The sequence below is a fragment of the Bacillus sp. 95MFCvi2.1 genome, from assembly GCF_000374965.1.
Classification (GTDB): Bacteria; Bacillota; Bacilli; order Bacillales; family Bacillaceae_G; genus Bacillus_A; species Bacillus_A pseudomycoides.
The window spans coordinates 180,624-202,450 of the sequence record NZ_KB895694.1 but is presented as its reverse complement, the minus strand read 5'-3'; the positions used below and the strand labels follow the sequence as shown (position 1 = coordinate 202,450).

The following is a 21,827-nucleotide window of genomic DNA, read 5'->3' as shown; positions in this document are numbered from 1 at the left end:
GAGAAGAAAAATGACAAAAAAACCTTATAAAGTAATGGCTCTATCGGCAATCATGGCAGTAGTTGCAGCAGGTAATATCCTACCAGCACATACTTATGCAGCGGAAAGCACAACAAAACCAATTCCGATTCATGCTAGTGTAACAGATGCATCGGACAAGTACTCTGAATATTCATTAGGGCCAGACGGTCTAAGAGATGCGATGGCAAGAACAGGATCAAATGCTTTAGTAATGGATCTGTATGCCTTAACAATTATTAAACAAGCTAATGTTAATTTTAATGGTATAACGACTGTTGATGATTCTTTAAAAACAAAAGTCGTTCATCATCAAGATGTTGCTAGAGGAAATGCAAATCATTGGTTGGATACAATTAAACCGCAATTGATTTCCACGAACCAAAATATTATTAATTATAATACGAAATTCCAAAACTATTATGATACGTTAGTAACAGCGGTAGATAATAAAGACAAAGCAACACTAACAAAAGGACTTACAAGATTATCTGCTAGTATTACAGAGAACAAAGAAAAAGTAGATAAGTTAGTGGCAGACCTAAAACAATTCCGAAATAAAATGACAACAGATACGCAAAACTTTAAAGGTGATGCAAATCAATTAACGTCTATTTTAGCAAGTCAAGATGCTGGAATTCCACTTATGCAAAACCAAATCACAACGTATAATGAGGCGATTGGTAAATATAACGCAATTATTATTGGATCGTCAGTTGCAACAGCTTTAGGACCAATTGCGATTATAGGTGGTGCAGTTGTAATTGCTACTGGTGCAGGGACTCCATTAGGAATTGGACTTATTGCAGGTGGAGCAGCAGCGATAGGAGGGGGAACTGCTGGAATTGTTTTAGCGAAGAAAGAACTTGATAATGCACAGGCAGAAATCCAAAAGATAACAGGACAAATTTCGCAAGCTCAATTACAGGTAGCTGGCTTAACAAATATTAAAACTCAAACTGAATATTTAACAAATACAATCGATGTAGCCATTACTGCACTGCAAAATATTTCAAATCAATGGTATACAATGGGATCAAAATATAACTCTTTACTTCAAAACGTTGAATCTATTAGCCCTAACGATCTTGTTTTCATCAAAGAGGATCTAAATATTGCTAAAGATAGCTGGAAAAATATTAAAGATTATGCTGAAAAGATTTATGCTGAGGATATTAAAGTAGTGGATACAAAAGCGTAATAAATCACTAATGCTTTATATGGAGATACTTGATAATTTTTTCGGACATATAAAGTATGGGATGCAGGTCTCCTGTTCAATTTTGAGCAGGAGATTTTTAATCTCATTATTCGTGAACAGAGAGACACAGAGAATGATTGAGATAAAGGGAATCTCAGCTGATAGAAGTTGTACTTTATACAAAGTAGGTGGAGATATGAATAAGAGGCTTTATAAGAAAATCATGTTGTCAATAATGGTTCTTGGGGTTACGACAAGTAATATTGTACCACTGCATCCTCTTGCAGCAGAACAAAAGGGGCAAATACATTCATTGCAAGAAAGTAATAAAAACTATTCTCTTGGTCCTGCAGGATTCCAGGATGTAATGGCACAAACAACATCTAGTGTATTTGCAATGGATGCATATGCGAAAACAATTCGTGATCAACAAGAAACAGATTTGAGTAAAATAAGTGCAGTAAATAGTAGTTTACGAGAAAATATGATCAAGCACCAAAAAGAGGCCAAGTTGAATGCGATATACTGGTTAGATGAAATGAAACCTCAAATTTTGAAGACGGATCAAAATATTGTGGAATTTAATGATACATTCCAAGCATATTACAACAATTTATTAGCAGCTATGGACCAAAAAGACAGCGGGAAATTGAAATCTGATTTAGAAAAATTGTACAATGTCATTTTGAACAACCAGAGTGAAGTGGATAAGCTGTTAGGAAATCTAAAAACGTTTCGAAATAGAATGGCAGAAGATACAAAAAGCTTTAAAGATGATGCAAATCAATTAACCTCAATTTTAGCAAGTACGAATGCTGGAATTCCGCTGTTGCAACAGCAAATCAATACTTACAATGATTCAATTAAAAAAAGTAATGATATGGTTATTGCGGGAGCAGCACTTTGTGTGGCGTTAATCACTTGTCTCGCTGGTGGGCCGATGATTGCTGTCGCTAAGAAAGATATTGCAAATGCAGAACGAGAAATCGAAAACTTAAAGGCTAGAATTTCTGGGGCACAGGCGGAAGTAGCTATTTTGACTGATGTTAAAAATAAGACAATCAATATGACGGACACAATTGATGCAGCCATTACTTCTCTTCAAAATATATCGAATCAGTGGTATACAATTGGAGCGAAGTATAATAATTTGTTGCAAAATGTAAAAGGCATCAGTCCTGAGGAGTTTACTTTTATCAAAGAAGATCTGAATACAGCTAGAGATAGTTGGCAGGATGTCAAGAATTATACAGAAAAATTACATGAAGGTGTAGTAGAATAAAGTAAGACTCTAATCAGTGGGGGGGCCTCCGCTGATTTTTTTGTTTTGGTTGAAGTTTGAAACGAGGATAAATAGAGGTTTAAGGAACTTCATATGTGTTAATTCAAGGGATAGAAAAAAGAAACTTATTGATAGAAATTTTTTTCGCCAAATAAATAAATTTGATTGAAGTTACTCTGAAAATGTTGGCTATCAATTTAGATGGTCGAATTTCCTAGAATAAAGCGGTATAATGCTTGTAAATGATAGAAAAATGTAGGAAAGGATATATAAATAGCTACTATGGATAAAGATAAACAACAATTAAGTGTTGAAGTTGCAAGATTATACTACCAATCTGATTATAGCCAACAAGAAATTGCTAATAAACTGAATATTTCCAGACCGACCATCTCAAGGCTTTTAAAATATGCGAAAGAAAAAGGATTTGTTCAAATTAACATAGCAGATCCATTTGCTGATTTAGATAATGTAGGAAATCTACTTAGAAAAAAATATAATTTATTAGAAGCGCACGTCGTATTTTCTCCGGTACCAGAGTATGCGACTATTACGGAATATATTAGTAAATATGCTGCTGAGTATATGGAGAAGACTGTTACAAATGGTGATATCGTTGGTGTGAGCTGGGGAACCACTATGTATGAAATCGCAAGAAAAATTGTGCCGCAACATGTAAAAGGGGTAGAGGTTGTTCAATTAAAAGGGGGTATTAGTCACTCAAGTGTTAATACCTATGCGAATGAAACAATCGCTTTATTTGCAGATGCATTTCAAACGACACCACGAAATCTACCGCTTCCAGTTATATTTGATAACGCAGTTACAAAGGAATTAGTGGAACAGGATAGACATATTCACCATATTATTGAAATGGGAAAACAAGCAAATATTGCAATTTTTACGGTTGGAACTGTTAGAGACGAAGCTCTATTATTTCGATTAGGCTACTTAGATAAAGAAGAGATGAGTTTATTGAAAGAACAAGCTGTTGGTGATATTTGTTCACGTTTCTTTGATGGAGCTGGTAATATTTGCAGTGAGGAAATTAATCAGCGTACAATTGGTATTGATTTAGAGGAGTTGCGCTTAAAAAAACGCTCTGTTCTTGTTGCTGGAGGTTCTAGAAAAGTAAAAGCAATAGATGGTGCGTTAAGCGGAGGATATGCAAATGTGCTGATTATAGATCAGCATACCGCGAAAGAGCTTTTAAATTATTAAAAAGGTTAAAAAAGAAGGTTTCTCAAAAATATGAATTTGAGAAACCTTCTTTTAGTATGTGGTTGTGCAATATATGAGTTTTTCAGTAAAAAATTCATGATGAAATAATGGTTTGTATAAGAGATTTGTGAAAGGAATTTTTTAATCCCGTAAAAGTCGGATTGGTGAGGGCTGATAATCAGTGAGGGGTGAAGCCCCTTCACTGATTAAAGTTTCACTTTATAAATGAATAAATACTGTGTTTTATGAGGGAGCTGTTAATAGGGTATCCCCTTTTTTGTGTCAATTTTAAAAACTTAGTTCGCTATCTCAAAAAAATATTGAACATAATTTCAAAAGTGTGTTTACATTTGTTCAGAGTGGAGTTAGAATGAAGTTGTTAAAAGATATGAGGAGTGAAGAAAATGAACATTGCAAAGTTAATTGATCATACAGTTTTGAAACCGGATACTAAAAAAGAAGACGTTATGAAAGTTTTAGAAGAAGCAAAAAAATACAATTTCGCTTCTGTTTGTATTAATCCTACATGGGTGAAATTAGCAGCCGAAGAATTAGCAGGACATGATGTAGATGTTTGTACAGTTATTGGTTTCCCTTTAGGTGCGAATACAACTGAAACAAAAGTATTTGAAACAAAAGATGTAATTGCAAAAGGTGCAACTGAAGTTGACATGGTAATCAACGTTGGCGCTTTAAAAGATGGCGATAATGAATTCGTTGAAAAAGATATTTACGAAGTTGTACAAGCTGCAAAAGGAAAAGCACTTGTAAAAGTTATTATTGAAACATGCTTATTAACAGATGAAGAAAAAGTACGTGCTTGTGAATTATCTGTAAAAGCTGGAGCTGACTTTGTAAAAACTTCAACTGGATTCTCAACTGGTGGAGCGACTGCTGAAGATATCGCATTAATGCGTAAAACTGTTGGAGAAAATGTTGGTGTGAAAGCATCTGGTGGTGTTCGTACAAGAGAAGATGCAGAGAAAATGATTGAAGCGGGAGCTTCTAGAATCGGAGCAAGCGCTAGTGTTGCAATCGTATTAGATGACAAAAATGGTGCTTCAGATAACTACTAATTCATAAAACGTTGTAAGTAATAGATACACAAACTGCAAGGAGCATGGTGTATCTATTACTTTAACACTTGATAAATATGTAAGCGGATACGGAAAAGGAGGGGGAATTTTATGAAATATGTAATCGGTATCATAGGCTTGATCATTGTGTTAGGCATTGCATGGCTTGCTAGTAATAATAGAAGAAAAGTGAAATATCGCCCTATTATAACGATGATTGTGCTTCAGTTTATTTTAGGTTTCTTACTATTAAATACAAGCATCGGGAACGTGTTAATTGCTGGGATTGCAGATGGTTTTGGACAATTGTTAAAGTATGCTGGTGATGGTGTTAATTTTGTATTTGGTGGTTTAGCAAATCAAAAAGAATTTTCATTCTTTTTAGGGGTATTAATGCCAATTGTTTTCATATCAGCTTTAATTGGTATCCTGCAACACATTAAGGTATTGCCATTTATTGTGAAATACATTGGTTTAGCTTTAAGTAAAATAAATGGAATGGGGAAACTTGAATCGTATAACGCTGTAGCTTCAGCGATTCTAGGACAATCAGAAGTTTTTATTTCAGTTAAGAAGCAGCTAGGTCTACTATCAGAAAGAAGATTATATACATTGTGTGCATCTGCAATGTCAACAGTTTCTATGTCGATTGTTGGATCATACATGGTTTTATTAAAACCGCAGTATGTTGTAACCGCTTTAGTACTTAACTTGTTTGGTGGATTTATTATTGCTTCTATCATTAACCCTTACGAGGTTACTGAAGAAGAAGATATGTTAGAAGTACAAGAGGAAGAGAAAAAGACCTTTTTCGAAGTATTAGGGGAGTATATAATTGATGGCTTTAAAGTTGCTATTACAGTAGCGGCTATGTTAATTGGATTTGTTGCTTTAATTGCTTTTATTAATGCAATTTTTAAAGGGGTAATTGGTATCTCATTCCAAGAAATCCTTGGCTATGTATTTGCGCCATTTGCTTTTATTATAGGTGTCCCTTGGCATGAAGCTGTTAACGCAGGTAACATCATGGCAACGAAACTTGTATCAAATGAATTTGTAGCCATGACAAATTTAGCACAAGGGAACTTTAATTTTTCAGGCAGAACAACAGCAATCATATCAGTGTTCCTTGTTTCATTCGCAAACTTCTCTTCAATCGGAATTATCGCCGGTGCTGTTAAAAGTTTGAACGAAAAACAAGGGAATGTAGTAGCAAGATTTGGTTTGAAATTACTCTTTGGTGCAACTTTAGTAAGCTTTTTATCAGCAACAATAGTTGGTTTAATATATTAAGAATTTAAGAGCTAGACGAATAAAAAATAAAAAGGATTGGTGATTCAGATGAGAATGGTAGATATTATCGCGAAAAAACGTGATGGTAAAGAATTAACAACAGAGGAGATTCAATTCTTTATCAAAGGGTATACAGATGGATCAATACCTGATTACCAAGTAAGTGCACTGGCAATGGCTATCTTTTTCAAAGACATGTCTGACCGTGAACGTGCCGATTTAACGATGGCTATGGTGCATTCTGGAGAAACAATTGATTTATCTGAGATTGAAGGAGTTAAAGTAGATAAACATTCAACTGGTGGTGTTGGTGATACAACAACATTAGTGTTAGGACCATTAGTAGCTGCTTTAGATGTACCAGTTGCAAAAATGTCTGGTCGAGGTTTAGGTCATACGGGTGGTACAATTGATAAATTAGAAGCAGTAGAAGGCTTCCATGTTGAAATTACGAAAGAGCAATTCATCGAATTAGTGAACCGTGACAAGGTTGCAATTATTGGACAAACAGGAAATTTAACGCCTGCCGATAAAAAAATATATGCACTACGTGATGTTACTGGAACAGTGAATTCAATTCCGTTAATCGCAAGTTCGATTATGAGTAAAAAGATTGCGGCTGGTGCTGATGCGATTGTTCTTGATGTTAAGACAGGTGCTGGTGCATTCATGAAAACAGAAGAGGATGCGAAAGAATTAGCACACGCAATGGTACGAATCGGAAATAATGTTGGACGTCAAACAATGGCTGTTATTTCAGACATGTCACAACCTCTTGGCTTTGCAATTGGTAATGCTCTTGAAGTACAAGAAGCGATTGATACATTAAAAGGGGAAGGTCCAGAAGATTTAACGGAATTAGTACTTGTATTAGGTAGTCAAATGGTTGTACTTGGGAAAAAAGCGAATACGTTAGAAGAAGCACGTGAAATGCTAAAAGAAGTTATGAAAAATGGAAAAGCAATTGAGAAGTTCAAGGAGTTCTTGAGTAATCAAGGTGGAGATAGCTCAATTGTAGATCATCCAGAAAAGTTACCACAAGCTAAATATGTAATTGATGTACCTGCTAAAACTTCAGGTGTAGTCTCTAACATTGTGGCAGATGAAATAGGTATTGCTGCCATGCTTCTAGGGGCAGGTCGTGCAACAAAAGAAGATGAAATTGATTTAGCTGTTGGCTTAATGCTACGTAAAAAAGTTGGTGAAGCTGTAAAAGAAGGGGAACCACTTGTTACGATTTACGCGAATCGTGAAAACGTGGAAGATGTAAAAGCTAAAATTTATGAAAACATTTCTGTATCAGAAAAGGCTGAAACTCCTAACTTAATTCATACAATTATAACTGATTAATGGTTCATAGGATTAATTTACTCTGAGGAGGAAATAACATGGATAAAAAAAGATACATTGAAGAAGCAACAAAGATGTTAGAAAAAGCTTATATTCCATATTCTAAATTTCCTGTTGGTGCAGCGTTGGTTACGAAAGAAGGTAAGATCTATACAGGTTGTAATATAGAAAATGCTTCTTACGGTCTATGTAATTGTGCTGAAAGAACGGCTATATTTAAAGCAGTATCAGAAGGGGAACGTGATTTTAGTTATTTAGTAATTACAGGTAAAACAGATGGGCCTATTTCACCATGCGGAGCTTGTAGACAAGTCATTGCAGAGTTTTGCGATCCTAAAATGCCAGTGTTATTAACAAATCTAAAAGGCGATGAAAAAGAAGTAACGGTTGAACAATTGTTACCGGGTGCATTTTCGATTGAGGATTTAATCTAATTTCAAATGAATATAAGAAAGAAGCTGTCCTAAAATTTATATGTTGGGAGAGCTTCTTTTTTTGTGTGAAGAATATGTTTTTATTTATATAACCATTGAAATTCTGTTCATGAAAGACATTTTTCTATTTGAATGGGAATTTGCTGGGGATGGATCGACCGTTTTGCAGGATTACTCTTTCTGTCTGCTTCTTATCTATTTCAAACTCGTAAACTGTCCACAAGGTTAGGTGAAGTTCTCTCTAATGGTATTGTGCATCTATAAAGAGTTCCGTACTAAATCAGGGTGGCTACGAATAAGGTTGGTAGAAGAGTAAAAGGAAGGGAGGGCTAAAATGAAACCGTATCACATTATTGGAAAAAGTATTAAACGAAAAGAAGGTGCGGATAAAGTAACGGGTAGAGCAAAATATGTGGATGACGAGATTGAGATAGGTACTTTATACGCAAAACTCTTAACAAGTGTGTATGCGCATGCTTTTATTGAAAGTATTGATATAAGGAGAGCTGAGGAAATCCCTGGTGTTCATGCTGTAATAACAGGCGCAGATTATCCTATTCTGGTCGGTTCCAGTATTGTAGATCGTCCCCCGTTAGCCTACGAAAAAGTTCGGTATTTTGGTGAGCCTATTGCACTTGTCGTAGCGGATAGCGAAGCGATTGCTAAACATGCAACAGCACAAATACGTGTTATATATAAGAAACTGCCTGTAGTTCACGCCCCGCTGCAAGCCTATTTAGAAAGGGATATACTCGTACATGAAAATATAGAACAATATGAATTGGAAGAAGAAGTATATCCAGAAGCGCATACAAACATTGCAAATAGAACGAAAATTCGTAAGGGAGATATTCGAGAAGGGTTTGTAAATAGTGAAGTTGTTGTAGAGGAAACGTTTTCTTTTCGGCAATCTGATCATACGGCAATGGAGACTCGATGTGCGAAAGTAGAAATTAAGCCAAATGGAGAGGTTATTATTCATTCTACTTCGCAAGCCCCTTTTGAAATTAAAAGATTGCTTAGTAAGACGTTTCAAATTGATGAGGAAAAAATAATTGTACATGTGCCTTTAGTTGGAGGGGCGTATGGTGGAAAAACAACGGTACAACTTGAGTATTTAGTGTATCTTGCTTCTAAAGCAGTGGGTGGGAGGCGTGTTACCCTGCGGAATGGTAGAGAAGAAGATTTTGTAACATCGCCTGTTCATATTGGTTTACAAGCAAAAGTAAAGCTTGGATGTACAAAGAATGGGACATTGCAAGCTGCAGAGATTTTATATTTATTTGATGGCGGTGCGTATGCTGATCGGGCAGTGACCATGAGTAAAGCGGCCGGATTAGACTGTACAGGTCCATACTCAATTCAGCATGTATCGTGTGATTCGCTTTGTATGTACACGAATCATCCATATGCGACATCGTTTCGTGGATTTAGTCATGCCGAGTATACATTTGTAATTGAAAGAATGATAGATATATTGGCAAAGAAAGTAAATATATGTCCGCTTGAGTTTCGTATGAAAAATACAATTGAGCGAGGAGATACAACACCAACACAAGTATTAGTCACAAAAAGTAATACGGGGGATATTCGGGCGTGTTTACAAAAGTTAAAATCGCTTATTAGTTGGGAAGAAGGGAATCGTATTGTTTTACCAAATGGGAGGATACGGGCAAAAGGAATTAGTTGCTTTTGGAAAAATTCGACTACACCAAATAATGCTGGAGCGGGTGCGACTATAACCTTTAATGGTGATGGGAGTGTAAATGTCAATTGTGGTGCAGTGGAAATTGGACAAGGAACGAAAACAACTTTAACACAAATGGTTGCAGAAAAAATGAATATGAATGTTAAAGATGTATCTATTATGATGGAAGTCAATACACAAATAGCGCCAAAACATTGGAAAACAGCTGCCAGTCGAACGACACATCTCGTTGGAAATGCAGTTGTAAAAGCGACGGAAGATGTAATGAAGCAGTTACTAGATACGGCGGCTAATGTACTTGGAATACCAGCAGGTGAATTAACAATTGCAAATAAGACTGTATATGTAAAAACAAATCCAGATGTTTACGTACCATTTTCAAAAATTGTTTTTGGATATGTTGATTCGAGTGGGAATGTGGCAGGGGCGCAAATAATCGGAAGAGGTACATATATCTTTGAAGGAATAACAAAGATTGACTATGAAACAGGAAAAGGGCAACAAGGACCAGAGTGGGGAGTGGGAGCACAGGCAATAGAGGTTGAATTTGATCCACAATTATATACATATAAATTAATTAAAGCAGTAACGGTTGCAGATGCTGGAAGGATTTTAAATAGAAAAGGAGCAGAAACACAAATTATAGGGGCTATGAGTATGGGATTAAGTTTTGCGACGAGAGAAACATTTCACTATGACTTGTATGGGAGAGTTCTTAATAATCAGTTTCGTTCTTATAAAGTGATGCATTATGGACAACACCCAAAATACATTGCTGAATTTGTAGAAGTACCGCATGATCAAGCTGCATTTGGGTCTAGAGGGCTTGGTGAGCATGGAATTATCGGCATGCCAGCTGCTTTAGCGAATGCGTTATCTATTGCGGCTAGTATTTCACTTCGTCAATTACCTATTAATCCTGAATTGATTTGGAAAGTAAAACAAGCGGAGGAGAACGGTGTATATGATACCATTTGACTTTGAATATTATCGTCCGAATTGTATCGAAGAAGCAATCCGATTATTTCATCAGCTGGATAAAGAGGGAAAAAAGCCTATTTATTATGGAGGAGGCACTGAAATTATTACAATGGGGCGTTTGCAACAAATAATTGCGAAAGCGGTCATTGATTTGAAAGATATTCCCGAAGGTAATATTTGTGCATGGAATAACCAAAAGCTTATTCTTGGAGCTACATTAACATTAACACAAGTTCAAGAGGAAAAAGTATTCCCCCTTCTTGGAGAGACTGCCGGAAGAGCTGCAGATCACACAGCAAGAAATAAAATTACGCTTGGTGGCAATATTGCAGGGAAAATTATATATAGAGAAGCAGTACTCCCTTTTTTACTAGCTGATAGTACATTTGTTATTGCAGGAAAAGAAGGTGTAAAGTATATCAAGGCACAGCAAGCGTTTATTGAGAAGTTACAATTGCAAAAAGGTGAGTTTCTCATACAAATTATCACCGATCAAAAATATATAGAATCACCTTATTACAGTGTAAAAAAAAGGCAATTAGAGAAAATTGATTACCCACTTGTAACAGTTGCTGCGTTAAAAAGTGATGAAAACATTCGAATTGCATTTAGTGGATTGTGTGCCTTTCCATTTCGGTCGCTCGCAATGGAGGCAGTGTTAAACGATTGGGATATTCCAGTAAGGAAGAGAATTGAGCGCGCCCTTCTTCATATTCCCGCACCTATATTAGATGATATACGAGGTTCGCGTGCTTATCGTATGTTTATTTTGCAACATGTGCTTTATGATGTGCTGATGAAGCTTGAAGGGGTGAAATAATGGGGAATGGGCAATTTATTCTTCATGTGAATGGGGAAGATAGTGAAGTGATTGTCAGAATGGCAGATACGCTATTATATACATTACGACATAACCTCGGTCTAACTGGAGCTAAGCCGGGATGTGAAAACGGTGATTGTGGTGCTTGTACAGTTCTTGTTGAGGGGCTACCCATTAAGTCTTGTATTATGTTAGCTGTGGAAGCGATTGGTAAGCGGATTACAACGATTGAAGGCTTATGGGAAACGCCTATTCAGCGAGCTTTTGAAGACAAATGGGCTTTTCAATGTGGGTATTGTACGCCTGGGTTTATTATAAATTGCCATGCGCTCGTGACACAAAAAATAGATGTGGATGATACAGTTATTGAAGAATGGCTAAGTTCTAATATTTGCCGGTGTACAAGTTACCAAGAGATTGAAGAAGCTGTGAAATCTGTCTTACAAAAACAACGGGAGCATCAATGATGACTTCTGTTCATACTGTACTAGAAGCACTACTATCTTGTGAACAACGATGTGCTTTAGCGACGATTATTCACGTAGAAGGATCTGCATATTGTAAAGAAGGAACAATCATGCTTTTTGGTGAAGATGGAACGAAAGTCGGAATGTTAAGTGCAGGTTGTTTAGAAGAAGAGGTTTCTGTTTATGCAGCTGAAGTAATAGAGAATCAAACTTGGTCTATCCATCAGTTTAATACAAAAGCAGAAGATGATTTATCTTGGGGAATGGGATGTAACGGTATCATTCGTATATTAGTTGAGCATATAGATGAGGAGTACAAAGCTTTTTTGCAAACACTATATGAATATCTTAAGAAGGGTATTTCAGTTCGAATGATAAAGAACCTTTCTTCATTACAGACTTTGTTTGTAAGTGAGAATGGTGACACGTTTGGGAATGAAGAAGCTTTATTTTCAACTCATTCCTTACATGGTTTATACGGTAAATGGTTTTATCAACACTTTGTACCAAAGCCACGACTCTTTATTTTTGGAGCGGGGGAGGATGCGAAACCTCTTGTTCGGTTTGCAAAAGAAGTAAACTTTTTTGTAACAGTTTGTGATTGGCGTGAATCGTTATGTAATTCTTTACATTTTCCGAGTGCAGATGTTTGTATGAATGGGTTTCCGAAAGAGATTGTACCACGACTTCTATTAAGAGAAGAAGATTTTGTTGTGATTATGACTCACCATTTTCAACGCGATCAGCAATTGGTTGAACTTTTATTGAAACAATGTGTTCGCTATATTGGTATTTTAGGTCCACGTCACCGCACTGCTCGTCTATTAGAAGGAAAGGCGATACCAAAAAATATTCATTCTCCGGTAGGGCTTGCAATTGGTGGAAAAGGGCCAACTGAAATAGCGATTAGTATCATAGCTGAAATCATCCAAGAATTAAGGGGGAAGTAAAATAAAGATTGCAGGGATATATTTAGCTGCTGGAAACAGTCGAAGGATGGGGCCAGGAATAAATAAATTATACTTACCATTACAGGGGAAACCACTTGGAAACATAGCGTTACAAGCGGCATTTTCTTCAAGGCTCTCTCATATTATTGTTGTTACAAATGACCCCACGTGGATATTAAAGAGGATGTGCCGTGAAAATGTGTATATTCTTTCTTGTCCAAACGCTGATAAGGGACAGTCATATTCTCTTCAGTGTGGTGTTAAAATGGCGAAAAAAATAAATGTAGATGCAGTGGTTGTTCTTTTGGCGGATCAACCATTCGTTACAGCTGAATTTATTAATAAGATAATGGATTGCTATGAGCAAAATAAAAACATTCATTTTGTAGCAGCGAGTTATAGGGGAGTAAGGCAACCTCCTGTTTTATTTACAAAGAAAGTGTTTCCGTTTTTTAAAGCGTTGAAAGGGGATGAAGGAGCACGTGCAATTTTTATGAAGCCTACGATAAATGGAATTTCATTGTTGTCTCAAAATGACAAAATATTTTTTGATATCGATACATGGGAAAAATATCAACAGGTGAAACAAAAATATGCGGATTGATATGGTGTTTGAATTACAATGTAGTAGACATAGAACTATGTCAAAAAGAGCCGGAATTTCTCAATATAGAAATTTGGCTCTTTTTACGTTGATATTATTTTGTGAAATTGGTCGTTTGAATCGATTTTGGATCTCAATTTGTAAGGTTCATACGATTTTGTGCATGCTGTAAAGCAAGTGGAGTAACGTTCTCCCTGTTAGGATCTACAATCGTTGTATTTAATAAAATGGAATCTAAACTTCCGCGAAATTCTGTCATATAGTGTTGTCTTAACATTTGTTGTTCCTATTTTTCAGTTTTTTTAGTCCGGAAGCTTTTTCTTTTTTTGCTAATTCATTAATGCGAAATAATATATTTTTCATTTTGTTCACCTCTTTTAACTATAAATTAGTAACTCACTAATTTATAATGATTTTGATATTTCTTTTTGATTATGTCAATAGTTGTAAATGAAAAAGACACTCCTTTTTTAAAAAAGGTGTCTAACTAGATTACATTAGGTTTATCCATCATTTTTATAAATGATTTCTATTAAAATAATTCATTTTATTTATTTGCATTCTAAATATATAATAGCGATTAGGTGAGTGCACAGGAACAGCTATTTAATTGTCCTTCTTTTCGGAATGCTATTTGTGCATAAATCGTTCGATTTAATAAGTCGTTTAGATAGTTAATCAATGATTTTTTAGGGAATCGCTCAAGCTCGCAGAATAGAAAATATATGAGATTGTTACTAAAACCAACTAATTTCATGAGAATGATTATTTTTATTGGTGTCTCGGTGAACAATGGACTGCATTTCTGCGTAAGAGAAAACTATGTAACCTACATATTAACTTTTTCATTATTATGAAGATATGGTTATAACAAGAAAAACATCCGGAAATTATATTTTAGCTTTATATAAAACAAAAGAATGATCGTACAACAGGAGGAGTAAGTATGGAGCTGCGCCATTTGAAAACTTTTATTATTGTAGCGGAAAGCGGTGGCTTTACACGGGCTGGAGAACAACTTGGGTATACGCAATCGACAATTACTAATCATATTCGATCATTAGAAGAAGAGATTGGAAATCCATTATTTGATCGTCTTGGAAAAAAGGTAATTTTAACTGATGTAGGGGAGCATATGCTTTCTTATGCGCATAAAATATTGGAATTATCAAATGAAGCATTGGAATCATCTCAAATGAACGGGAAATTTTCAGGGACAATACGCATTGGAGCGAATGAGTCTTTAATGATTTATCGATTACCTGCTGTTTTATATGAATTTAAAAGGAAGTATCCCCAAGTACATATCATTTTACAACCATCAGAGAGTCAAGAATTGCACAATGAGCTAAAATCAGGAAAATTTGATTTCGCTTTATTTACACATCCGGAGCAACTAGGTACAGACATTGTTACTCATTCTCTTGTTCAAGAGAAGATTGTGCTTATTGCTCCGCCCAAACATCCACTAACAAAAAAGGTGAGCGTTAGTCCTGCTGATTTAGAAGGAGAAATGTTGTTGCTTACAGAGCCAGGGAGTTACCGAGATTTGTTAGAAAGACGGATTAAAGAAGATGGTATTAATTGTTCTCATATTCATTTTTGGAGTATTGAAGCGATTAAGCAAACCGTTATGTGTGGGCTAGGGATATCTTATTTACCGTTTATAACGGTAAAGGAAGAAATCGAGCAAGGCAAGCTAAGTGTACTACCATGGACGTATAGTAAAGATTTCGTTACAACGGAATTGGCATATCATAAAAGCAAATGGTTAACTCCTGCAATGAAGAAATTAATTGAAATGATAGAAAAGCATGCAGAGAAATGGAAAGAATTCGCTTGATTCTCTGATCTGAAAGTAGGCTGGAAACTATATATTGGGGGAAAAGTAATGAATGAAAGAGTAATAAATGAAAGAGTGAAAGAAGTAGCGCTTGTCGTAATAGGATCATTATTGTTTGCGATTGGGATTAACTTTTTTGCTATTCCAAATCGGTTATCTGAAGGTGGAGTTATTGGGCTTACAGTTATTACATATTATTTGTTTGAATGGTCACCAGGTACTGTAAACCTTTTAATAAATGCAGTATTACTTGCAATTGGGTATAAGTTTTTTGATAGAAAGACAATGGTGTATACAATACTTGGTATTGTCTCTTCATCTTTCTTTTTATATATCACAGAAGATATAGCCACTCCGGTAAATCATGATACATTGTTAGCAGCTCTATTTGCGGGTGTTTTCGTTGGTGTTGGTTTAGGATTTATGTTCCGTGCAGGTGGTACATCAGGTGGATCTGCAATCATAGCACAATTAGCAAATCAATATTTAGGTTGGAGTGTTGGAAAAGGTGTATTAATTATTGATATCGTCGTTATTGCAGGTTCAGTATTTATTATTGGGCAGGAAAAAGCGATGTATACGCTGGTAGCGGTATTTATCGGTGCAAAGGTTATTGATTTTATTGTAGAAGGATTGAATACAAAGACTGCTGTAACAATTATTTCAAACTATCCAGACATGATCAGAGAATCCATTATGAAGAGTATGACACGAGGTGTAACAGTACTAGATGGGAAAGGTGGTTACACAGGAAATAACAAAGAAGTATTATATGTTGTCATCAATAAACAAGAGCTCATTCAATTAAAGAAAGTCGTGAGCCAAAAAGATGAAAATGCATTCGTTGTCATTCACGATGTACGTGATGTATTAGGTGGTGGTTTTAAAGCGAGTTAAAAAAGCTGGTCTTCAAATTTTGAGGACCAGCTTTTTGTTTAAGGAGGTAAAAAAATAATCATTAGTTTATAGTTTTAAGAAACAACGTCATAACAAATACGATAAAAAAAACGAAACACTATAATATATAAGGGTTTCGTTTTTATTTTGAGTATCGTTTGAATGCAGCATAATCTATGCTGTTGTATTCATTGGTTCAATGTCAAAAGAAATTTCTTTAGCTGCTTCTAAAGCTATTCTTTTAGCTTCTTGTTTAGAAAATGATGCTGCTAAAACGTAGCCGCACCGATCCCCCATTGATTTAGGCGGTTTTAGGATACTTCCCCTTTTAGGTTTTATATATACTTCTTCTACACCAGGATATTTAGAGCTACGCTTTTTTCCTGTAACTTGAATTAATTTCCCTCTATAAGCGACTGTTAAGTAGTGCGTATACACATATTTATAATGTTTTTTATTCAGTGAAGGTTTATTCCCTAACATTAACTGAATCGTTTCCTGTACTAAGTTGATTCCATGTCCAACTTCAATCATACGATTCATAGCTCCGCCTGATATCCTTGGGTTTATTTCAATTAACTTCCAAATGCCATTTACTCTGCGGAGCTCCAGATGACAAGCACCATTTTTTATATCAAAAGCATGTACAACAGAATGAATAGCGTTAAGAAGACTGTAATGTAGTTTAGTGTCTAATTGTCCTAACAAAGAATAACCAGTGACGATAAAACGTTCGAAAAATGTAATTTCTTGTTCAATCACTGCAATAATATGAACCTTTTTATTGTGAACTAAAACTTCAACTAAGTACTGAGGTCCATCTACATATTCTTCAAGTAGAATTTCTTCATTAGGTCGTTTTTTTAAAAGGGTTTGCATAGATGAAATTAATTGATCTCTATCCTTTGCCAACAATACATCTTTTGATCCTGCTGATTCAGGGGATTTAACGACAAGAGGAAATTTCATCTCTACAGTTTTAAGAAAAGATGATAAGGATTCTGTTGGTTTGTAAATTAAATAATTGAGTGAAATCGGTAAATTCTTAAGCACGTTACGGGTCAATATTTTATTTTCCATATGATAAATTGCGTCAGTAGATACCATACTTTTACAGAACTTCTCAGACAAACATGCAGCGACATAAACAAAATAATCAATAAAACTAAAAATTCCTTTTATATTTTTCCCTGTTTTTTTTAGATTGTGGATTACTGTAATTAAATTATCATAATCATTTATATCGGTAAATATCATCTGATGTACATCCGGAAATTCACTTCGTTCTTCAAGAAATCTTTTTTGGTCCGTTAACAAAACCGTAAAGAAATTAAGTTTCTCAGCTGCTTTAATTGCTTCCCTACTCGATCCAGATTTATTTGTTTCAATAAAAACAATAGTATTCATAATCTTACCCCACCCTATCTTTACTTGTTTTTATAAAATAAGCTCTGTTATCTATATAAATAGAATATAAAAATGGGACAAAGGTTGTTCTTAATCTTTTGAAAATTGGTTAAATGTGGAAATAATATGAATATATATAAGTTGAATTTGATCTGTATGTTGAAAAAGAACTTTAGAAAGAGGGGAAGGGAACCAATATGACTATAATTGGTATGCTTCATCATCGAGAAGATCCAAGAAACGTAAGGAGAGCATATGCTTGTGCCGCTGTAGCAAAAGCTGAAGGTGTCAACTTCTTTTACTTTACCCCAGGGAAAGTAAAAATAGAAAATCAAACGATTTTAGGAAAAATCTATGAAAACGGCGAGTGGATTGAAAAAGAATTTTCTTTTCCCGATGTCATTTATAATGCAAGCGCTCCTGTTAGTGATAAAACTGAGAAAATCTTTGATTATCTATACGATAGGATTCCATTCACAAGTCATTCGATTGGAGATAAATTAAGTGTATATAACAGAATTAAAAAAGCAAAAGAGTTTGAACAATATCTTATTCCTTTTTATGAATTAACTGATGCTAGCAAGTTTTTTGACATGATTAAGCGCTATAAAAAAGTTATTATCAAACCGATGTCTGGGCATCAAGGTGGGGGCATCGTTTTTATTGAAAAATATGGGGTAGAGCATTACAAAATGAATGAGGCAGGGCAAGTCTCATCTATTAATGAAAAACAATTGTTAGACTTTATATCTCATAAAATACAAGAACAAGATTACCTAGTTCAACAATTTATTTCATGTCAAATGAAAACTGGTCATGTTTATGATTTCAGGCTGCATGTTCAAAGAAACGGAGAAGGAAAATGGGTCATTACTTCAATTTTTCCAAGGATAGGTCCATTGGGAAGCATTGTATCAAATATGGGTAGTGGTGGTTATAGCACGTATCTAGAAATTTTTTTAAAAACAGAGTTTGATGACAACTGGTACAATATTCAAAGGTATTTGGAGCGGTTTGCAGTAAGCTTTGTTAACCATTTTGATTCTTTATATGACAGTGTATCATTTGATGAATTAGGAATTGATGTTGGAATTGATGCGGACCAAAAATTGTGGCTGTTTGAAGTGAATTGGAGACCAGGTGCACCTAGTATATTTAATCTTGAATTAGATGTAGTTAGAAACACGATTCACTATGCTAGATATTTAGCCAATAAATACAAACAAAATAGAGGATAAAAACAAGGGAAACGGTAGGGTGATGCTTTTAAAAAAATCAATATTAGTGAAGAGATGATTGAGAATGTACTACATGGCAATCTATACAATGGGATTGCAACATATCCCAATCGTTTATTTGCTACTAGCTTTTTTGATAATATGGTATTGAACAGTATTGGAGTCTCTATTCAAAACAATGATCAACGATATACACTATTTTTTTGTTTTTAAGGAAAAATATATATAAATAGGGGGCATGCAAAAACAAATTTTAGTGTAGAGTTGAAATAAAGTTAATATGCTTAAAATAAAGCCCCGGTGTTTGTAAAAAAGTTGCATGGTTTCATCCCTTTAGGTTCGAATATCTAAAGGGATGTTCTTATATCTAAGGGAAAAGGAACGGGTTCTCCGCAAAAGATGGTTTATTTGCATGGTTTTTCTTTGGATCTCCCGCATCCTATATGAATTCCATATCTTTATTAAATCTATTGTTTATATAGTCTCCTATTGTGAAGGTGTGAAGGTTAAGCGTATAATATTATAGGTCTAAAAAATATAGGATAAATTGTGAATGATAAAAATGATAGATATTTTTCATCACTTATAAAACAGAGATAAAATGAAAGTAGCATTGGAATTTAGATAGGGAGTTATAAAATGAAATTAATCATAGCCGAGAAACCAGATCAAGGTTTGGCCCTTGTTTCTCAATTTAAATATCGCCGAAAAGACGGCTATTTAGAAGTAGAAGCAAATGAGTTATTTCCAAATGGAGCTTATTGTACATGGGCAATTGGTCATTTGACGCAGTTATGTAATCCGGAACATTATCACGCTGAGTGGAAAAAGTGGTCACTCGATACATTACCAATGATTCCGGAACGTTTTCAATTTGAAGTTACAAAATCAAAGTATAAGCAATTTAATGTTGTGAAACAGCTGTTACATAATCCGCAAGTGACGGGAATTATTCATGCAGGCGATGCGGGGCGTGAAGGGGAATTAATTGTACGAAATATTATCAATCTTTGTAACGTGCAAAAACCGATGAAACGTCTATGGATCTCCTCCTTAACGAAGCAAGCGATTTACCAAGGATTTAAAAATTTACTTGATGAAGCAGATACAATCAATACGTACTATGAAGCATACACACGATCATGTGCCGACTGGGTGGTTGGGATGAATGCATCGCGTGTCTTTAGTATTTTGCTAAAGAAAAAAGGAATGAATGATGTGTTTTCGGCTGGTCGTGTACAGACGCCGACATTAGCTTTAATTGTGAAACGTGAAAAAGAAATAGAAAACTTTAAATCAGAGCCGTTTTGGGAAGTGTTTGCAACTTTTAATATAGAAGGAAAGAAATATGAAGGGAAATGGGAGAAAGATAATGAGTCCCGTTTAAAAGACCCTGATATGGCAAATAAAATTGCAGCATTTTGCCAAAATAAACCGGCTGAAGTAAAAGAAATGAAAACGGAGCGGAAGGAGTTTCAACCACCGTTTTTATTTAACTTATCATCACTGCAAGCAACAGCGAATAAAGCATTTAAGTTTTCACCAAAAAAGACTCTTGATATTACACAAGCATTGTATCAAAAAGGTATTGTGTCTTACCCACGTTCGGATTCTAACTATGTAACACAAGGAGAAGCAGCAACGTTCCCTGACATCTTACAAAAATTAAGCCAGTTTGAGGAATATAAAGACTTATTACCAGCGCCGATTGAGTCCATTATGAATAATAAGCGATATGTGAATGAGAAAAAGGTTACAGATCACTATGCAATTATTCCAACAGAACAAGCGACAAATCCAAATAAACTATCTGGCGATGAAAAGAAAATTTACGATATGATTGTAAGGCGTCTCATTGCGGCTCATTATGAAGTTGCGATCTTTGACTATACAACAATTACAACACTTGTTGATAGCCGTGCTGAATTTATTTCAAAAGGGAAACAGCAAATTCAAGAAGGATGGCGCAAAGTTATTTTCCAAGATGATAAAGAAGATGAAACCATTCTTCCAATCGTAGTAGAAGGCGAACAAGGGAAAGTTGTAACGGTGAAAGTGAAAGAAGGAAAAACACAGCCACCAAAGCGTTATACAGAAGGGCAGCTTATTACGCTAATGAAGACAGCTGGGAAATATTTAGAAAATGAAGAGCTAGAGAAAGTATTAAAAAAGACAGAAGGGTTAGGGACAGAGGCAACCCGTGCAGGCATCATTACAATGCTGAAAGATCGTAAGTATATTGATGTGAAGAAAAATCAAGTGTATGCAACAGATAAAGGAAAAGTATTAATTACCGCAATTGGTGATAAAATTTTAGCTTCTCCAGAAATGACTGCGAAGTGGGAGCAGCGTCTTGCTGAAATTGGGGAAGGCATAGCTTCTCCAGCAACCTTTATGGAACAAACGAAAAAGCTATCAGCGAAAATTATTGAAGATGCGATTGAAATGTCTGAGAAGTGGGACTTTACTGGATTACATGTTGAATCGATTGAACGTAAAGAATCGAAGTTTACAACAGGTAAAAAAGTAGGGAAATGTAAAAAATGTGATGGTGATATAATCGATAAATCAACTTTTTATGGGTGCTCGAACTATAATACAACACAATGTGATTTCACGATTTCAAAAAAAATATTAGGGAAAACAATATCACAAAAGAATATGACTAAGTTATTAAAAGGTGAACAAACAGATTTAATTAAAGGTTTTAAGAAGAATGATAAAACTTTTGATGCGAAATTAGAGTGGAAAGAGAATAAAATCAATTTTGTGTTTGAGAAGTGAGAGTTGTCAGCTAATAAAAAGTTCTTTACTAGGTAAAAAGGTTCTGTAGCAAGATGGAGTGCTTTTTTTCGTATATCTTGCGTCAAGACAATATAAGCCATTCAGAATAAGAATAACTATACAAAGGTTTTATTTGGGGAATTAATGTTCACGAATTAAAAAGGTATTTAACAAATAATAAAGCCATTTAAAAAATAATAAAATAGCATTGCACGTTGATTCTAATATAAAACAACGTGTGATATGAAGTATA

18 protein-coding genes and 1 pseudogene are annotated in these 21,827 nt (G+C 35.0%); 17 read left to right on the top strand and 2 right to left on the bottom strand.

What is annotated here, in order from left to right:
- Window positions 1–10: 10 nt before the first annotated feature.
- From nheB to C568_RS0109920, 12 genes are all read left to right on the top strand, one after another.
- Complete coding sequence (gene nheB / locus C568_RS0109975) at window positions 11–1,219, top strand: non-hemolytic enterotoxin subunit B (RefSeq protein ID WP_018781401.1); 1,209 nt, start codon at window positions 11–13, stop codon at window positions 1,217–1,219.
- Window positions 1,220–1,415: 196 nt separating this feature from the next.
- Entirely contained in the window at window positions 1,416–2,501 is a 1,086-nt protein-coding gene (nheC, locus tag C568_RS0109970; protein ID WP_029427109.1) for a non-hemolytic enterotoxin subunit C, read from the top strand.
- 282 nt (window positions 2,502–2,783) lie between these two features.
- A complete protein-coding gene (locus tag C568_RS0109965) occupies window positions 2,784–3,722 on the top strand; it encodes a sugar-binding transcriptional regulator (RefSeq protein ID WP_018781399.1) in 939 nt (312 codons plus the stop codon).
- A gap of 404 nt (window positions 3,723–4,126) precedes the next feature.
- Window positions 4,127–4,798: a deoxyribose-phosphate aldolase gene (gene deoC / locus C568_RS0109960; RefSeq protein WP_018765387.1), complete on the top strand. Its 672-nt coding sequence runs from the start codon at window positions 4,127–4,129 to the stop codon at window positions 4,796–4,798.
- A gap of 111 nt (window positions 4,799–4,909) precedes the next feature.
- Window positions 4,910–6,091 (top strand): NupC/NupG family nucleoside CNT transporter, encoded by a 1,182-nt coding sequence (locus C568_RS0109955; protein ID WP_003196842.1) that lies wholly within the window; start codon window positions 4,910–4,912, stop codon window positions 6,089–6,091.
- Window positions 6,092–6,139: 48 nt separating this feature from the next.
- Entirely contained in the window at window positions 6,140–7,441 is a 1,302-nt protein-coding gene (locus tag C568_RS0109950) for a pyrimidine-nucleoside phosphorylase (RefSeq protein ID WP_006094518.1), read from the top strand.
- Between the two features lie 38 nt (window positions 7,442–7,479).
- The gene (locus C568_RS0109945) at window positions 7,480–7,875 is read left to right on the top strand and encodes a cytidine deaminase (RefSeq protein ID WP_003206815.1); all 396 of its coding nucleotides are present in this window, start codon (window positions 7,480–7,482) and stop codon (window positions 7,873–7,875) included.
- Between the two features lie 334 nt (window positions 7,876–8,209).
- Window positions 8,210–10,561, top strand: a complete 2,352-nt coding sequence (locus C568_RS0109940; RefSeq protein WP_018781398.1) for a xanthine dehydrogenase family protein molybdopterin-binding subunit — start codon at window positions 8,210–8,212, stop codon at window positions 10,559–10,561.
- Window positions 10,548–11,384 (top strand): FAD binding domain-containing protein, encoded by an 837-nt coding sequence (locus tag C568_RS0109935; protein ID WP_018781397.1) that lies wholly within the window; start codon window positions 10,548–10,550, stop codon window positions 11,382–11,384. The genes C568_RS0109940 and C568_RS0109935 overlap by 14 nt, the downstream gene beginning before the upstream one ends.
- On the top strand, window positions 11,384–11,851 hold the full coding sequence (locus tag C568_RS0109930; RefSeq protein ID WP_018781396.1) for a (2Fe-2S)-binding protein: 468 nt from the start codon (window positions 11,384–11,386) through the stop codon (window positions 11,849–11,851). Before C568_RS0109935 ends, C568_RS0109930 begins: the two co-directional genes overlap by 1 nt.
- The gene (locus tag C568_RS0109925; protein WP_018781395.1) at window positions 11,851–12,801 is read left to right on the top strand and encodes an XdhC family protein; all 951 of its coding nucleotides are present in this window, start codon (window positions 11,851–11,853) and stop codon (window positions 12,799–12,801) included. Before C568_RS0109930 ends, C568_RS0109925 begins: the two co-directional genes overlap by 1 nt.
- A 1-nt stretch (window position 12,802) precedes the next feature.
- Window positions 12,803–13,405, top strand: coding sequence for a nucleotidyltransferase family protein (locus C568_RS0109920; protein ID WP_078211539.1), 603 nt, complete (start codon window positions 12,803–12,805; stop codon window positions 13,403–13,405).
- Window positions 13,406–13,538: 133 nt separating this feature from the next.
- Here the strand turns inward: C568_RS0109920 and C568_RS34170 are convergent.
- Window positions 13,539–13,768 (bottom strand): annotated as a pseudogene (locus C568_RS34170) (DUF896 domain-containing protein).
- 583 nt (window positions 13,769–14,351) lie between these two features.
- Between C568_RS34170 and C568_RS0109910 the strand changes: the two are divergent.
- Window positions 14,352–15,248 (top strand): LysR family transcriptional regulator, encoded by an 897-nt coding sequence (locus tag C568_RS0109910; protein ID WP_006094525.1) that lies wholly within the window; start codon window positions 14,352–14,354, stop codon window positions 15,246–15,248.
- Window positions 15,249–15,296: 48 nt separating this feature from the next.
- Entirely contained in the window at window positions 15,297–16,145 is an 849-nt protein-coding gene (locus C568_RS0109905) for a YitT family protein (RefSeq protein WP_003196864.1), read from the top strand.
- Window positions 16,146–16,319: 174 nt separating this feature from the next.
- Here the strand turns inward: C568_RS0109905 and C568_RS0109900 are convergent, their stop codons facing one another.
- On the bottom strand, window positions 16,320–17,552 hold the full coding sequence (locus tag C568_RS0109900; protein ID WP_018781392.1) for an ATP-grasp domain-containing protein: 1,233 nt from the start codon (window positions 17,550–17,552) through the stop codon (window positions 16,320–16,322).
- Between the two features lie 197 nt (window positions 17,553–17,749).
- Here C568_RS0109900 and C568_RS0109895 point away from each other — a divergent pair, with 197 nt between their 5' ends.
- The 3 genes from C568_RS0109895 (at window position 17,750) to topB (ending at window position 21,574) form a co-directional block, all read left to right on the top strand.
- Window positions 17,750–18,790, top strand: coding sequence for a YheC/YheD family endospore coat-associated protein (locus tag C568_RS0109895; RefSeq protein ID WP_018781391.1), 1,041 nt, complete (start codon window positions 17,750–17,752; stop codon window positions 18,788–18,790).
- A 54-nt stretch (window positions 18,791–18,844) separates the two neighbouring features.
- Window positions 18,845–19,003, top strand: a complete 159-nt coding sequence (locus C568_RS35290; protein ID WP_231398694.1) for a hypothetical protein — start codon at window positions 18,845–18,847, stop codon at window positions 19,001–19,003.
- A 426-nt stretch (window positions 19,004–19,429) separates the two neighbouring features.
- Window positions 19,430–21,574: a DNA topoisomerase III gene (gene topB, locus C568_RS0109890; protein WP_006094529.1), complete on the top strand. Its 2,145-nt coding sequence runs from the start codon at window positions 19,430–19,432 to the stop codon at window positions 21,572–21,574.
- The last annotated feature ends 253 nt before the right edge of the window (window positions 21,575–21,827 follow it).